At 44.7% G+C, this 15,950-nt stretch carries 10 protein-coding genes; 6 read left to right on the forward strand and 4 right to left on the reverse strand.

Going from position 1 to position 15,950, the window contains the following annotated elements:
* Positions 1-120 precede the first annotated feature (120 nt).
* Complete coding sequence (locus tag EXT47_RS04900) at positions 121-855, forward strand: AraC family transcriptional regulator (RefSeq protein WP_039497021.1); 735 nt, start codon at positions 121-123, stop codon at positions 853-855.
* Here the strand turns inward: EXT47_RS04900 and EXT47_RS04905 are convergent.
* Together EXT47_RS04905 and EXT47_RS04910 are read right to left on the reverse strand one after the other, a co-directional pair.
* Positions 835-1,695 (reverse strand): BadF/BadG/BcrA/BcrD ATPase family protein, encoded by an 861-nt coding sequence (locus EXT47_RS04905; protein WP_039497023.1) that lies wholly within the window; start codon positions 1,693-1,695, stop codon positions 835-837. The two genes, EXT47_RS04900 and EXT47_RS04905, sit on opposite strands and share 21 nt — an antisense overlap.
* Positions 1,692-2,438 (reverse strand): copper homeostasis protein CutC, encoded by a 747-nt coding sequence (locus EXT47_RS04910; protein ID WP_039497024.1) that lies wholly within the window; start codon positions 2,436-2,438, stop codon positions 1,692-1,694. Before EXT47_RS04910 ends, EXT47_RS04905 begins: the two co-directional genes overlap by 4 nt.
* A gap of 384 nt (positions 2,439-2,822) precedes the next feature.
* Here EXT47_RS04910 and EXT47_RS04915 point away from each other — a divergent pair, with 384 nt between their 5' ends.
* Together EXT47_RS04915 and EXT47_RS04920 are read left to right on the forward strand one after the other, a co-directional pair.
* The gene (locus EXT47_RS04915) at positions 2,823-5,807 is read left to right on the forward strand and encodes a TonB-dependent receptor (RefSeq protein WP_130126008.1); all 2,985 of its coding nucleotides are present in this window, start codon (positions 2,823-2,825) and stop codon (positions 5,805-5,807) included.
* Positions 5,808-5,951: 144 nt separating this feature from the next.
* The gene (locus EXT47_RS04920; RefSeq protein WP_130126009.1) at positions 5,952-8,792 is read left to right on the forward strand and encodes a discoidin domain-containing protein; all 2,841 of its coding nucleotides are present in this window, start codon (positions 5,952-5,954) and stop codon (positions 8,790-8,792) included.
* A gap of 94 nt (positions 8,793-8,886) precedes the next feature.
* Here the strand turns inward: EXT47_RS04920 and pheA are convergent, their stop codons facing one another.
* A complete protein-coding gene (gene pheA / locus EXT47_RS04925; protein WP_130126010.1) occupies positions 8,887-10,041 on the reverse strand; it encodes a prephenate dehydratase in 1,155 nt (384 codons plus the stop codon).
* Between the two features lie 371 nt (positions 10,042-10,412).
* Here pheA and EXT47_RS04930 point away from each other — a divergent pair, with 371 nt between their 5' ends.
* A complete protein-coding gene (locus EXT47_RS04930) occupies positions 10,413-13,376 on the forward strand; it encodes an EAL domain-containing protein (RefSeq protein WP_017216144.1) in 2,964 nt (987 codons plus the stop codon).
* Between the two features lie 40 nt (positions 13,377-13,416).
* On the opposite strand, the gene EXT47_RS04935 is transcribed toward EXT47_RS04930, so the two are convergent.
* Complete coding sequence (locus tag EXT47_RS04935) at positions 13,417-13,746, reverse strand: translation initiation factor (protein WP_039497034.1); 330 nt, start codon at positions 13,744-13,746, stop codon at positions 13,417-13,419.
* Positions 13,747-13,889: 143 nt separating this feature from the next.
* Here EXT47_RS04935 and EXT47_RS04940 point away from each other — a divergent pair, with 143 nt between their 5' ends.
* Together EXT47_RS04940 and EXT47_RS04945 are read left to right on the forward strand one after the other, a co-directional pair.
* A complete protein-coding gene (locus EXT47_RS04940; RefSeq protein WP_010371095.1) occupies positions 13,890-14,195 on the forward strand; it encodes an STAS domain-containing protein in 306 nt (101 codons plus the stop codon).
* A 21-nt stretch (positions 14,196-14,216) separates the two neighbouring features.
* A complete protein-coding gene (locus tag EXT47_RS04945; RefSeq protein WP_039497036.1) occupies positions 14,217-15,875 on the forward strand; it encodes a fused response regulator/phosphatase in 1,659 nt (552 codons plus the stop codon).
* Positions 15,876-15,950 lie beyond the last annotated feature (75 nt).

Below are 15,950 nucleotides of genomic sequence, written 5' to 3' on the forward strand. Positions count from 1 at the left end.
GATGTTATTGATAATAGGTAACAGAAGCGCCAAAGTGATAATAAAAATTCGGTTGACAATGCAACAAAATCGGCGTTTAAAATAAATTATTATAATTATAAAAAGGCGGTAAATAGGGCAATGGAAGAGCAAACAATATTGAATAAAGCTGGCGTAAATCAATTGATTGCAGCATTTGATCTGATCCCAGACATCCTCTTTTGGGTCAAAGACACAAAAAGTAGAATAGTGCATGCGAACCAACACTTTGTTGAACATCAGGGCTATAAAACCCTAGATCAAATCTTACTGAAAACCGATTTTGACTTTTCACCGCAGCACTTGGCATTCCAATACGTTAATGATGATAAACGAGTGATGGAAGGCTTTATCGTAACGGATAGATTAGAACTCAACCAAACCGCAAATGGGGAATTGGCATGGTTTTCCACGTCAAAAAAAGTGTTACTTGACAGCGAAAATGCGATTATGGGCACTTATGGTGTTACACGACATCTAGCGAAAACGTCAAAGGCGTTGTCTCACGTAAGAGCCATTGAAGCGCCCGTTGAATTTATTCGGGCGCATTACCATCGTCATATTTGTATCGAAGAATTGGCGGAACTTGCTCACCTGTCGGTAAGCGCACTGGAACGCAGATTTAAGAAGCATTTAGCCAAAACCCCGAATCAATTTATCAACGAAGTGAGATTGGAAAATGCCCGTAAATTATTGGTCGAAACACGCTTACCAGTATCACAAGTCGCTTATCAGTGTGGCTTTTCAGAGCCAAGTTATTTTAGCAAGCAGTTTCGTCGTTTATTTGGTGAAATCCCGTCGCAATTACGTAAAGAGTTAACGTCGAGCGAGCGTTAACGCTGCGACTTCTGGTGATAATGCTGGTGTTACCAGCGCATTTTCGTATTCGGCAGCTAACCATGGACGAATAGGCTTAGCAATGCCCCCAACTAACGCGACTTTCTGTGCCCCTAAGCTCTGCAAATGACGGACATAACGCTCAATAAACTGTGCCGCGCTACTTAAGATCTGCTCGGCATAGGGATCGTTTGGCGTGGCAAAAACATGTTGAGCAAACTGGGCAAAATACTGGGGAGTGGCGTTTAGCGTGAGTTTGACTAGCTGTTCGGTACTGTGGCAATTCATGGCAGCCAAAAACGACTCAATCATCAGACTGCTAGGGGAAAGTGTATCAAGCACCTCGATGGCATGCTTCACTAAACTCAAACCGATCCAGCTGCCACTTGCACCATCACTGAGTAATAATCCGTGACCACCGAACTCCCTAAATTGTCCATGCGTCACCAGACCCGCGCAAAATCCGGTGCCAAGAATGATTACACCGCCATCTTCGTGTTGATGCGCACCAAGGCAAGCAATGTGTGCATCGGTTGAAAATTGAAAACGGGCAAAAGGGGAACGCCATTGCTGCATCGCCTCACAAGCCGTCGTGACGTTCGCGCCGGCAAGTCCTGCAAAAGCACTGATGTTGGCAATGTCGTGGTGGGGGATTTTTGCGTTTGTCAGCGCTGTCATTGTTGCGCTCAACATTGACTCTTGGGCCTGATGTATTGATGTTGCTATGTTTGCAGGGCCGCTGGTGGCCTCGGCAAGGAGCTGTCCATGTTGATCCTCGAGGCGAACTTTACATTTCGTCCCGCCACCATCAATCCCTAAAAATAGCTTCGATGCTGTCATTGTATTGCCTTTTCTGATCCGGTGAGTATTGCATTAACTAGCCTTGGGCAAACTTCATCGCCATGGTGCACGCCAGAGTGAGTATGTAGAGAGAGTGGACCAAATTCACTTAAAAGCCAAAGATCCGCTGCGTTTATCGTGTTGACCCCTCCACCAATCACAACTTCGATTTCAGCATTGAGTTTTTTCAGTAAGGCAATGAGCTGACTGGTACCAAACGCTGCGCCTTTGCCACTTTGCCATGTATTGCCGGCGGTTAAGACCCGCTCAACGCCTAACTCTAGCAGCGTCTCGGCTGCCTGCTGCCAGTTTGCAGCGGCGTCAAAGGCGCGATGAAAGGTGACAGAAAGGCCTAAGGATTTTGCCGTGGCAATGAGTGCTCGACAATGGTCAGTCGCTATCTCTTGATTGTCGTCGATAAAACCAAGCGCAATACCAGTTGCGCCAGCGCAAGCAATGCCATCTATCCCTTTTTGTAACTGATAGAGCATGGTGTCATCAATAAAAAAATGCGGTGCTTGGCGTAACATCACAATACATTCGCCAAAGCTTGGTAAATACTGGGCAACTGCCGCTATCGCCGTCGGGTTTGGGGTCAAGCCACCGCAACTCAGTACACCACAGAGTTCTATCCTTGTTGCCCCAGATGCAAAAGCAATTTGTGCATTTCGCTGCAACAAATGAGGATTATCGCTGCTGAGGCATATTTCCAAGTTTTTACCTGAATAGTTTGCCAAATTCATATTTCACTCTTGAAGTTGAATAATTTTAAAGTTTAAAATGCTTGGTTTTGAATATTTAATTAGTTCAATAAAAACATTTGGTTACACATGTTTGGAACGTTTTTAAATTGCCTAATATAGAAACTAATAATGAGTTTTTATGTTAATCAGACTATAAACCAAGGAAATTGAAATTGGATCTTTTTTTGACCTAAACGCCGATTTTGTCTTAGTGCAAACCGAAATTCTATTATCACTTTTTGTGGAGCGCTCCTATTCTGAACGAGTGTTTCACAAACCATTAACCCCTATAGGGAAACAAAAAAGGGTCGTCACAAAGTCATGCGTCATGGAGCAGCAAGGGACGTCGTGGCTTTACAAATTATAAAAAACTTGGAGATAGGAATGGCCAATAATAATAACAGACGCCATGTGACAGGAAGGTCACGGCAATTTAGCAAGTCTGCACTGGTCCTCGCTATGTTATCAGCTACTAACTGGGCAATGGCTGAAGAAACCGAAAAAGAGGAAGCGCAGGAAATCGAAACAATTGAGGTGCGCGGGATCCGCGCATCTATGGCCGAAAACTTGGCGATTAAGCGTTTATCAAACGCGATTGTGGATGCCATTACAGCAGAAGACATCGGCAAGTTTCCCGATAAAAATGTGGCGGATTCACTGCAACGCGTACCCGGCGTGGTGATTTCTCGTAGTGGCGGAGAAGGGGAAAACGTCAGTATTCGTGGTCTGTCATCGGATCTTACTTTTACGCAGTTAAACGGCAATTTTATCGCTTCTTCTCCGGGCTCGCCGTCCCGCTCTTTTAGTTACTCTTTGTTGCCTTCTACCATGGTGCAATCGGTTGAAGTCTTTAAGTCTTCAGAGGCGCGTTTAGATGAAGGTGGGGTTGGCGGCACGGTTATTCTTCACAGCCGCAAACCACTGGATATGGAGGCAAATTCTGGGGCGTTGAATGTTGAATATACCTACGCTGATGTGACTGAAGAGTACGAGCCTAATTTTAGCGGCGTTTATTCTTGGAAGAACGAAGAAGAAACCTTTGGCTTGCTAGTTGGTTATACCAAACAAGACCGCACCAACCGCTCTTTAGGCGGTGATATGTCGGGCGGTGGCGGTTGGCGTTGGGCAACAAGTTCAGACTTGCCAGCAACGGACACGGCGGGCAATGTGATTGCCGATAGTACACGTCGATTTGCAGCGTTAGAAGATGCTTATGGCAACGTCTATGACGGTGTTTGGGCACCGCAAGTTGCAGGTGTTGGGGTAACCAAAGAAAAACGTGAACGTCAGGGGTTACAAGCCACCATTCAATGGCGTCCAATAGATGATTTATCTTTAACATTCAATCATTTTCATTTTGAGCTTGGGCAAAACCGCACCACGTCACAAATGTGGATCCCAGAATGGAAGTACAACCCAGATTATCTTACCGGTATTACCCTAGACGAAACCGGTACGATTGTGACAGGCATGGATTTTACCAGTGGCGCTGGTGGCACTGAAGGGAATCTTGAATTCCCCTGGATCATTGGTAGTTATACGGTAGAAAAGGATACCTCGGATACCTACGACTTTGCCTTTGAATATGCTGGTGATTTATATGATTTGCGCGGTAAATTTGGTCACACTGAAGCCAGCGGTGGCCCTTCAGAATCTTGGAGTGCGGCGTATAAAAGCGGGCAACCTGCGAGTCGTAGCGATTCCGGGCTGGTTGAAAACGCCGCTTCATTTGCAGGGTGGCGATTAGGTGATAGAGTGTCGCTGTACGCCGATCCCGCTTTGTTGTCTAACCTTCAGGCTGGTATTGCAGGCGATCCCGATCCGGGTTCGACAGGTTCAAGCTTTGTCGTCAGTGACTTAGAAGAAGACTATGCCCAGTTAGACCTTGATTATCGCGTCGGGTACGGCATCGTTGATACGCTGCGTGTCGGTGCTAAATATCGTAAAGCGACACTGCATCGCGAAACCAACAACACCTTCTTCATTACCCAAGATGGGGCTGACAGAATTGCCAGTGGCGAGCTAGATCCATTCAGTCAAGGTGCCATCGATGAAGTGTCTTATCAGTGGATTGGTGGTATGCCAAAACTGGAGGATATTTTGAACGCAACGTCTGAACAAAATATCCCAGGCGGTTTTGAAGTAAATGCGATGCCCACGATCAATTGGGATCGATACCGCGAAATCGTGACCAGTGAATATGTTAAGCACACGCGCCGTGAGCCTGATTTTGTGTTCGACATAGAAGAAGAGATCATGGCCGCCTATCTACAGGCCGATTTTTCTTTTGGAGATTTTAGAGGAAACATCGGGGTACGCTATGTCGAGACTGAAACGCAGATTATGTCATCGGATAAAATTAACTACTTTTTAGATGACATTGATGATGTCACCGAAGAGGATATTTTAGGTGATGAGCGCCTTATTGACGTTGAAACCACCACCGTGCGTACCGTAACTGACTCGCAATTTTTACCTAGTTTCAATATTGTCTGGGATGCCAGCGACAATCTTGTTATACGTGGTGCTATCGCCAAAACGATGTCTCGAGCTCCGTTCAACGATATGGGGGCGCCAGAGCAGCTGACCTTTATCTCTCAAGAATGGGCAGACGACAGGCTCGAGTTTAGAGGCAACCCTGTGGAGCCAGGATGGCGTGGCTCAGGTGGTAACAAAGCGCTAAAACCATTTGAATCGGTACAGATGGATTTATCTGCGGAGTATTATTATGGCGAAGGATCTGCGGTTGGCATTGCGGTGTTCAACAAAGACGTAGATAACTTTATCGTGCCCTTGATCATTACCTCAGTAAGGCCGTTTGAGGGCTTTAATAACCCTTTTACCGGTGTTGAAATTGTGCCGCCGGGTGATATTACCGTCACGCCGTTTACCACCACCGCCAATGGTACAAATGCAACGTCTCGGGGAGTAGAGCTGTTTGCACAACATGCATTCGACAATGGCTTTGGTCTCAACGTTAACTACACCCTAAACGATACCAATCAGGCAGACATTAGCGTAGACGGTGAAAAGGTCGGTGAGTCTGCGCTTGTTGGCAGTGCCGATAATCAATTTAACTTCTCCGCCTATTACGAGAATGACACCTTTAGTGTCAGAGCATCATATAACCGCCGAGGAGAAACCGCTTTGGGGCTTGCTGACGGGCTCACTGTATATCAGGAACCATACCAACAAGTTGATGTGAACGCTTCTTATAACTTGATGGAAAACCTGATCCTAACCGCGTCTGTGATCAACTTAACCAAAGAAGAACCGAGAACCTTTTATGGTGAAGATTCTAAAGCGAGATTGCGCAGCAGCAGCTACACCGGGCAGCGCTACTATGCCGGGATCACCTATCGATTTTAACTTTGGCGATAACCATAAAGTAATGCAAACAGGGTGAAGTCGTGTCAGTACAACGAGAAACAATATCACGGCTTATCACCTGCTTGTGGTGCGTTTATATCAACCTAGTCACACGAGTTGGTTGATATGTAAGAAGGGATAAATATGAAAACGTTAAATAAAATAAGAAATGCGATCCCGCTCATTGCCGTTAGCAGTTTATTGGCTGCATGTGGCGGCGGGAGCGATGACCCAAAAGTTGAAGAAGTGCCAGTAACCCCTGCTGTGACGACGGCAGAAGTATCAGGTTCAGTGATAAAAGGCGCGTTGAGCCAAGCCCGCATTTCGGTGACGGCGCTCAATGGCTCTAGCATGATGATGGATGAGAACTCGGCAACCAGTCAATCGGGGGAGTTGTTTATAGAACTGACGGGTAAAGCCGGGTTTGGCATTAATTCCACCATTAAAGTGACCGCCACAACGAGCGAAGGCTCGCAGATGCGCTGCGACGCCAGTCGCTGTGGTTCTGTAGAAATTGGGGAGCAGGTAAGTGGCGAGTATATTGCTGGTGTGACTTTGGCTACCTTAAGTCATGTCGCCGTACCGTTTGGTTCAAATGCCGATGGCAGTGCTGATGCGACCTTACAAATCAACGCCTTGACGACACTAGCAACCATGCTGGTGGAGCAGCAAATTGCTGAGGGGCGTAATGTCTCTACTCCCGAATTAATGGCATTGGCAAAAGTAGAGATGTCTGCGTTATTACTTCGGGCCCTTGGCTGGCAAACCGGGAACACCAATGTTTTTGAGTTACCTGTGGTTAGCGCTGATCAATTAACGAATTTTGAATTAGGGGAAACTTGCACAACCTCTGACTCTGGTGAGCAAAATTGCGAGATGACGTATGTTTCCGAAAGTGTTCAAAAGCTTTCTCTATTCAATGCTGCATTTGCACAGTTTGACGAGCAAGGCTCTTTGCAAGGCGTCTTAAGCGACTCTGCTAGCAATCTTAGCGCCGCACTTGGCGGTGATGAAGTTGCACTTGAAGCGCTTCGATTGCCAATTTACAACGCGCTTCAAGCTCACCCATTAACTGCGCAGCTAGGCCTCAGTGCCGATAGTATTATGGACTTAGCGTTACCATTATTTGATGAACCGGTCTCCACGGGACCGATGCAGCAAGTCGTGACATCAGGTGCCACTATCACAGCAAGAAATGCTATTGGTGATGCTGAGAGTGCAGACAAAGCATTTGATGGCGATCCACAAACTAAATGGCTTGACCACAATGACTGGCAGGGGCCACCCACTGAGGAAGCTCCATCTTGGATCCAGGTGGATTTTCCCACTCAACAAGCAATTAGCGGTGTTTACATTACCAGTGCTAATGATGCCCCAGAGCGAGATCCTGAAAACTTCTCTTTATTAGCTTCTAACGATGAGGGTGCGAGTTGGGTTAATTTGGGTAATGTGGTTGGGGCGTCGTTTGAAGCGCGCTTTGAACGTCAAGGCTTTGTATTTGGTAATGCACAAAAGTATACAAGCTACCGAATTGCAGTGACAAAGAACAAAAATAACGATGGCTTACTGCAAATTGGAGAAATTCAATTTGTTGGGCCGGTTTATCCGAGCGTTGACCATACTGATACTGAGACGTTTGCGGTCACGGCAAGCAACAGTATCGGTGAGGGGGAAAACCAAGATAAGGCATTTGATAACGACCCAACCACTAAGTGGCTAGATCATAATGATTGGCAAGGCCCGCCAACTGTCGAAGCACCTTCATGGATCCAAGTAGATTTTAATGAGGCGGTGGCAGTTAATCAGCTTGCGATAACGAGCGCCAATGATGCACCAGAGCGAGATCCTGAGAACTTTGCTTTGTTTGGCTCTAACGATAACGGGGTTACATGGCAGCGGTTGAGTAATTGGGTTGGTGAGTCTTTTGAAGCGCGAGGGGAGCGCCAAAGCTTTGCGGTAGCGAATCAATTGCCATACCAAAGCTATCGTTTTGAGATAACCAAGAACAAAAATAATGATGGCCTGATGCAGCTTGCTGAGATTGAATTAATCGGTCCAGAAATCTCTGGATTAGATCATGCACAAGTACAAGGTGCGAGTTACTCGGCGCGTTTTAGCATTAGTGATTCAGAGGGAGCAGCGCAAGCATTTGATAAAAATGTTGAGACTAAATGGCTCGATCATAACGATTGGCAGGGGCCTCCCACTGTTGAAAATCCAGCTTGGGTTCAAGTTAGCTTGCCGCAAGCGCAAGCGGTAAATACTTTGTACATTACTAGCGCCAATGATGCGCCAGAGCGTGACCCTGAAAACTTCCAACTTTTAGCATCTCACGATGGGGAAGTGTGGCAAGTATTAAATACTTGGGTAGGGGAGTCGTTTGAATCACGTTTTGAACGTCGTGCCTTTGTGTTTGCTAATGGCTTGGCTTACACACATTATCGCTTGTCTATCAGTAAAAATGCGAATAATGATGGATTAGTGCAAATAGCTGAAATTGAACTCGCCGGACCTCAGTATGCACTTGAAGATTTGTCTGACTTGGCTGGAACAAGCTTTACCGCGCGTAATCGTATTGGAGATGCGGAAAGTGAACAAAAGGCGTTTGATAATGATATCGAGACAAAATGGTTAGATCACAATGAGTGGCAAGGCCCGCCAACAGAGGAATCACCATCTTGGATCCAAGCTGATTTTACTGCGCCACAGATTGTGAGTGGTTTGGCAATCACAAGTGCGAATGATGCTCCAGAGCGTGATCCCGAAAATTTCCAGTTACTGGGTTCTAATGATGGCGGTGAGACGTGGACAGAAGTCGCGGTTTGGGTGGGTGAGAGCTGGGGTGAGCGCTTACAACGAAGAGCGTTTACTTTCTCTAATGCTTTTGCCTATAGCAGCTATCGTCTAAATATTAGCAAAAATGCGAATAACGATGGCCTAGTACAAGTCTCAGAAATCGAGCTCCTTGGTCTTAGCGACGAATAGCCTAAGGTTAAATAAATCTCAACCAAAAAAGCCAGAATGCGATTTGCGCTCTGGCTTTTTATTTGTCTCTATGGGAGTGACTTAGTATGATTGATTACAACACATCTACGGCTTGCAAAGACTCGCTTTGGTAGCAGCCCAGTAAGCGTACAAACTGGGTATGATCTTTTAATTCTTCAAGTGCTACTTGGACTTGTGAGTCTGCAATATTGGCAAGCAAATCTACATAAAAGACTTCTTCCCAAGGGTTATCAGGTACTGGGCGTGACTCTAACTTAACCATATTGATATTGTGCTGTTTAAATACCATCAGCGCGTCAGCAAGTGAGCCTACTTGCTGTTTGGTGGCCATAATTAAGCTGGTTTTGGTTGGGATTTGAGTAGATACTTGAAGTGCTTTTCTTGCTACTACAATAAAGCGGCTATGGTTTTCGGTCTGATTCGCAAGGCCAGATTTCACCACTTCTAGACCCATATTTTTACCAGCTTGTGCAGAGCCAATCGCGGCACTGTTTGGGTGCTCTGCAGCTTCTTTTAATGCACTAGAGGTCGAGTCGCAAGTTTCATGCTGAATATCCCCAAGACCTTGAATAAAACGGCTGCACTGGGCAAAAGGTTGGGGGTGCGCATAAATTTTGTCGATCGCTTGTAATTCTGTGTCTGGCAAAGCTAGGAGGCAGTGCTCTACGGTATGCGTTACTTCGCCCACAATAGATACTTGCGCATGTTGCAATAAATCGAAGACCTCGTTGATACTGCCTGAACTGGTATTTTCAATAGGTAAAATACCAAAGTCAGCCTGGCCTTTTTCTACCTGCTCGGTGATTTGCTCAAAGCTTTGGCAACCCATTTCCACAAGCTTACCGGGACGACGGCTGAAGTATTTATGACAAGCAAGCTGGCTATAAGAGCCTTGTCCACCCAAGTAGGCAACGCGGTGTGTATCACCTACTGCATCGGGGTTTAAGTTCTTTTGCAGCATGGCTTGCTGGTTTAATACAGAGTCTTCTAAGATAGTTTGGAAAACGCTGTTTATATAAAAGGCATCAAGACCCAGAGATTTACCATATCGGATCAGTTTCTCCAGCAGTGCCTGCTCACGTGCTTCATCACGGATAGGTTTGTTGTTGGCAATCTTATATTCCAGCACGCCATGACTAATGCGACGTCGCTTTGCCAGTAAAATCAGTAATTCCGAATCTATCTCATTGATATCATGCCTAAGGGCATCTAATGTATTTTGTGTCATAGGTCCTCACTCCCATTTAGCCAAAAAAAAAGCCTCCCGAAGTTGGGAGGCTTAGCTATTCTTTTTCACTCGCGAACAGTCAAGCCTCTTCACCTAAAGAAGCTAAAAAAGAAATATGTGTTGCTGTTGCGTGTGATGAAATTCATTTATTCAAACCTTACTTTGAAACTGAATACATTATTAGCATAGAACTAAACGAGAAAACAAGTACTACTTTGGACGTATTGGCAAAAACCTAAGTTATTTAGTAGATAAGTGCCCAATCTCAGTGAGTTAAGTACGTTAATCAAACGTAACTTATTGGCGAGTCGAAAAATATTCTGGTATATTCAGGCAACACCACCACTGTAAATAAAAGAATAGGTTAACTTGTGGGCAATCGTCGTCCCCCATCAAGATATGGTGCAAGCTCTTTAAGTGTAAAGCTGTCGATGTTGATTTCGGCCGTGTGTTTGATCGCGGGCGTTTTTGCTGCAGCATTGATGCTAAAATCTGAAGAAAAGCAGTTGATCTATGAAGAGTATGATGAGCTTAAGCGTTTTAGTGCGCAGGTGAACAATCAGTTCTCAAATTACCTCGATCTTAAAGCCAACTTGGCCGAACAAGCCAATTCAGTGGTTTCCAAACACTTACTTTACGGTGTTCAAGATTTATCTGGCGCACAAGCGAGTGTCGACAAGCGTGGCGAAAACTTAGCGAGTACAGCCAAAAATGGCCTTTCTGCAGCTATGTATACTGGCGATTTAAAATTGCAGTCAGTGCAAAAGTTATTTTCTGAATCTGAATTGCTTTGGAATATTCTTGCGCCCCCACTGTTACAGGATTTCTTTAATTTTTACCTCTCTACAAAAGACGGATTTGTCCGTGTTGCGCCTCCTAATGCCCTATTAGCGAAAGACCCTAGGCTGGTAAATAATCAGCTTCATAACTTGCCTGTTTTACATGCTGAACAAAACCCAACGAGGGAAGCGGTATGGTCGGGCGTGTATTTTGATAGGGTTTGGAACAAATGGGTGGTCAGTATTTTGGTGCCTTTATACTTACATGACAAATACCTTGGGTTAACGGGTAGCGATATAGAGTTGACCACCTTACTCGAAAAACTACCTAAATCTGACCATCAGCAAGGTTTCATCGTTTTTGATAAACAGGGTCGATTATTGGCAGCTCCCGGCCTGTTTAAAACCACCGCTGCGACTGGGCAGCTATTGGACCACAACAAGCTACCGGAAGATTTGAGTAAAATAGTACAAACTGCACTTATTACTAAGCTGCCAAATATCCAAGATGAATTTAGATATAAAGACAACTGGCATATTATGCACGTGACCCATATTGCCAATTTAGATTGGTACATTGGGATCTATAAAAAGCGGGCGTCGGCTATCTCGGCCATTGAAGAGCTTAAAGTTAAGTTCTTTGGTTTGTTTATTTTGTATGCCATTTTTGTTGCGATATTACTGCATCAGGTTCTATATCAATTAGTACTCAAACGTATCAATGCGCTCGTTAAAGCAGTGAAGGGATTTGGTCGAGGGCAGTGGGATACGCCAACCTTGCCGCATACAGATGACGAAATAGGTCAATTGAACGCGTCATTTAATGACATGAGTGTTGAGATAAAACAACTTGTAAATGGCCTAAATCAACGTATTACAGAAAAGGAAATCGCAGAAAAGGCGGCAAACCGTTTGTCAAAAGCTGTGGCTTTCTCTGGTACTGGCGTTGTATTGACCAATGAGCATTTTCAAATTGAGTACGTCAATCCAAAAATGCAGGAAATGACGGGCTATGATGAACAGCATTTTATTGGCTCTCCGCTTTTGAGTATTATTTCAAAAGACATGGCAATTCTCATTGATGATATCGATATTGACTTGCGCAGCCGCAATCATTGGCGCGGAGATACCATGTTGGCGGGTAACAGAGAGGCACCTATTTGGGTCAGTTTGAGTGTGTCACCGATCCGTGAAGAAGGCGGCGCAATTTCAAGTTATGTCGCCTCAGCCCAAGATATTTCGTTTGTAAAAGAAAGCCAGCGTAAAATGGAAGAATTGGCTTACTTTGATACCTTAACTGGCCTCGCCAATCGAACGTTTTTCAGGATGCAGTTACGTAAATCCATGGCACTTGCCGAACGTGGTCATTATGCCTTTGCTCTATTTTACTTTGACTTAGATGAGTTTAAACGCATCAATGATACTTTGGGACATGACGCGGGTGACCGCTTATTGCTTGAAGTCGCGACAAGATTGAAAAAACGGCTCCGTGCAGAAGATACCATTGCCAGATTGGGTGGGGATGAGTTTGCGGTGTTACTGAGTGGCATCAATGAGCGAGAAAATGCCATGGAAGTTGCCAATATCATTCAAAAGACACTGGCAGAACCTATAAAACTGGGGAATAACGAAGTGATCGTCAGTGCAAGTATTGGCATTACGATGGCTCCGTTTGACAGTAAAGAAGAAGAGCAGCTGCTTAAACATGCAGATTTGGCAATGTATCAGGCCAAAGCAAAAGGGCGGAACACTTACCATTTCTATAGCCAAGATTTAGACGAAGCCGCTAACGAGCGCCTATATATAGAAAACGAGCTGCGTATAGCAATTAAAGCGCAACAATTTACCTTGCATTATCAACCACAAGTGAACAGTGAAAGTGGAGAGGTTGTAGGCTATGAAGCACTTATTCGCTGGTTCCACCCAAGCGAAGGAACTATTCCGCCAAGTAAGTTTATTCCAATTGCTGAAGCGACAGGCCTAATCGTAGAGCTTGGTGCATGGGTGCTAGAAGAAGCATGCCATTTTTCTCGTCGTTTAAAAGCCGCGGGCAAGATTGCCAACGTATCCATCAACCTTTCTGCGAGACAGTTTAAAGACGCACAATTGATCAGTACGCTGTCAGATATTATTGACAGAACTGAAATGGAGCCGACTCTACTACACCTTGAACTTACCGAGAGTATGTTGATGGGAGACGTGGAAGCGGCAATCATACAACTTAGAGATATCAAAGCCCTTGGCGTTTCACTGTCTATTGATGACTTTGGTACAGGCTATTCGTCTTTAAGTTATATTAAGCGTTTCCCAGTTGATATACTTAAAATCGACCGCTCCTTTGTGAAGGATATCCCTGAAGATCCGAATGATATGGAAATCACCGCAGCTATCATTGCGATGGCGCAAAAATTAAATTTGCAGGTTATTGCTGAAGGGGTGGAAACTGAGGCTCAGATGACGTTCTTGGCGAAAAATAACTGCTATATTGTACAAGGTTATTACTACAGCCCGCCGTTGAGTGAAGCAGAGATTTTGCGGTTTGCCCCTGCGGTATAGCGGCTCAGCCCCAAAGCATGGGGCTGAAAATAATAAGTGCCTAACCGCCTGCGATTTTCACTTTGAAGCCTTGGCCTTCTAATAATTGCTTAAGCTTTTCTCTGTCATCGCCTTGAATTTCAATAACGCCTTCTTTAACTGCACCACCTTGACCCATTTTTGATTTAAGCGTTTTTGCCAATTTCTTTAGATCATGCTGTTCATTATCGATGCCAACGACAAGCATAACGCCTTTGCCTTTGCGCCCTTTAGTTTGTCTTTCAATACGAACGGCGCCGTCTTTAAAAACTTTCCCTTGAACTTCTTGCTTTGGCTCTTTGGTGTCAATACGGCCTACATCTGTGGAGTACACAAGTCTTGATTCTGACATTGATTCTGGTCCTCTTGCGGGTTCTTTGCAGAGATCATAGCAAAAAGCAGATTAGATGTTTTTTATTTTTTGCTAAATGGTTTTTAAGCGTTATATTTAAATTGGTGAGGGGAAACAAATCAAAATAATTTAGGAGCTTAATGATGAGCTTGAGTAAAAACGCTTCTGCTGACGGTAAGACATTAACCATTCAAATTAGGGGCAAGTTCGACTTTAATTTGGTGCAATCGTTTCGTCAGGCGTATGCGGAGGTGAATGATCAAACCGAAAAGGTTGTTGTTGACCTGCGTGAAACCGACTATATGGACAGCTCCGCTTTGGGTATGCTGTTAAATATGAAAAAAACACTAGGAAGCTCAGTTTCCAGCATTCAAATTAGTAATTGTCGTCCACAACTTAAGAAAATCCTCCAGATCTCTCGTTTTGATAAGAAGTTTGATATTGACTGATCGCCGATAGATTAGCCCCTCATGAATATCTTGGTAGTCGACGATCAGGTATTAAACTGTAAGCTGCTTAAGGCAATGCTTGAGCAACAATTTTATACCGTTTTTTGTGCGCACAATGGTCGTGATGCATTAAAAATTCTCGAAAGTCAGGACATCGACATCGTGCTGCTAGACGTTGTCATGCCCGTAATGGATGGCTTTGAGGCTGCCCCCAAAATAAAGCAATATGCGGGTGAGGTATATCTCCCCATCATCTTTATCACCGCACTTGAAGATCAAAGTAGCTTTGAAAAATGTCTCGCTGTTGGAGGTGATGACTTTATTCATAAGCCGTTTGATAAAGTCATTTTATCAGCCAAAATCAAAGCGCATGCGAGGACACGTAGGCTCAGTCAACAAAGCAACGAACAGCGTCGGCAACTGGAATATCACTATAACCAGATAGAGCGAGAGCACGAGATTGTTGAGCACATTTTTAGTAATGCGCTTGCACAACAATCTGAATATCCTGAGATTTGTGAATACCACTTGTCACCCGCGTCAATGTTTAATGGCGATATGTTTTTAATGGCCAAGAGCCCAATGGGTGGCTTTTATTGTTTACTGGGTGATTTTACTGGTCATGGTTTAGCAGCTGCGGTCGGCGCGCTTCCCGCATCGCGCATTTTCTACACTATGGTGCAAAAGGGGATGGCGGTTGGTGATATAGCCGTTGAGCTCAATACCGCCCTTAATGAGTTATTACCCGGCCACATGTTTTGCGCAGCAGCTATCATTGAATTGAGCAGCTCAGGGAAAAGTGTTTCTGCTTGGCTTGGTGGTTTGCCAGATTTATATCTGATTGACCAAAATGGTAGCCTTATTAAAACCATTGAGAGCCAACATATGGCACTCGGCATTCTAGAAGTCGATGAGTTTGAACGTAACCTGCTGCATTTTGAAGTTAGCCCCGACCAACGCCTCGTAATGGCGACAGACGGTATCATTGAGTCTGAGTCTGAGCGGGGGGAAATGTATGGCGAACGACGGTTAAAGCGCTTGCTGGCGAGCCGGCAGCATATTTCCACGGATCAAATTATCTCTGAAGTTCGCGAGTTTTCTGGCAATACGGAGCAACAAGATGACTTAAGCATCGCGATTATTAATTGCGTTGCCAGCGAGTCAATTGTTTCTGCGCCTAACCATTATTCAAGTTTGCCGTTTAATATTTCGCTATCTTTAGATGCCAAGCAGATGAAAACGACAGATCCGGTACTTGAGCTGGTGGATTTGCTTAGTGAAGTTGACGGTATTTCGGCACATCGCTCTAACATCTTCTTACTACTCTCAGAGGCCTACAATAATTCTTTAGATCACGGTGTGCTGGGGTTAGATTCTGAGATTAAAAACAAAGAAGATGGCTTTTTTGAGTTCTATAGTCTGCGAGAGAGTGTTTTGAAGGAGCTAAAAGAAGCGCTCATTATTATTTCTGTGCGCTACAGCCCTGAAGAGCTAAAGTTATACTTCAACATTTGTGATTCAGGTAATGGTTTTGAATCAAGCGAACGCAATAAAGCGCAGCAAGAGCATAGCCACGGAAGAGGTGTTAGCTTACTTAACGAGATTGCCCAAAGCGTTAGCTACAACAGTGCTGGAAATGAAGTAGAAATGATTTATTCACTCACCTCTAAATCGGTCTAAATTCCACTCAAGTGTATGTCACCTCAGCTTTAGATTCAGTGTCTACTGGTATTGCTTTATGTACCTGTTTTTTAG

It is taken from the genome of Pseudoalteromonas sp. CO342X (assembly GCF_004208915.1).
Taxonomy (GTDB): Bacteria; Pseudomonadota; Gammaproteobacteria; order Enterobacterales; family Alteromonadaceae; genus Pseudoalteromonas; species Pseudoalteromonas maricaloris.

Coding starts and splice junctions, on each gene's coding strand:
- EXT47_RS04900 (WP_039497021.1), top strand. CDS start 121: ATGGAAGAGCAAACAATATTGAATAAAGCTGGCGTAAATCAATTGATT.
- EXT47_RS04905 (WP_039497023.1), bottom strand. CDS start 1,695: ATGACAGCATCGAAGCTATTTTTAGGGATTGATGGTGGCGGGACGAAA.
- EXT47_RS04910 (WP_039497024.1), bottom strand. CDS start 2,438: ATGAATTTGGCAAACTATTCAGGTAAAAACTTGGAAATATGCCTCAGC.
- EXT47_RS04915 (WP_130126008.1), top strand. CDS start 2,823: ATGGCCAATAATAATAACAGACGCCATGTGACAGGAAGGTCACGGCAA.
- EXT47_RS04920 (WP_130126009.1), top strand. CDS start 5,952: ATGAAAACGTTAAATAAAATAAGAAATGCGATCCCGCTCATTGCCGTT.
- pheA (WP_130126010.1), bottom strand. CDS start 10,041: ATGACACAAAATACATTAGATGCCCTTAGGCATGATATCAATGAGATA.
- EXT47_RS04935 (WP_039497034.1), bottom strand. CDS start 13,746: ATGTCAGAATCAAGACTTGTGTACTCCACAGATGTAGGCCGTATTGAC.
- EXT47_RS04940 (WP_010371095.1), top strand. CDS start 13,890: ATGAGCTTGAGTAAAAACGCTTCTGCTGACGGTAAGACATTAACCATT.
- EXT47_RS04945 (WP_039497036.1), top strand. CDS start 14,217: ATGAATATCTTGGTAGTCGACGATCAGGTATTAAACTGTAAGCTGCTT.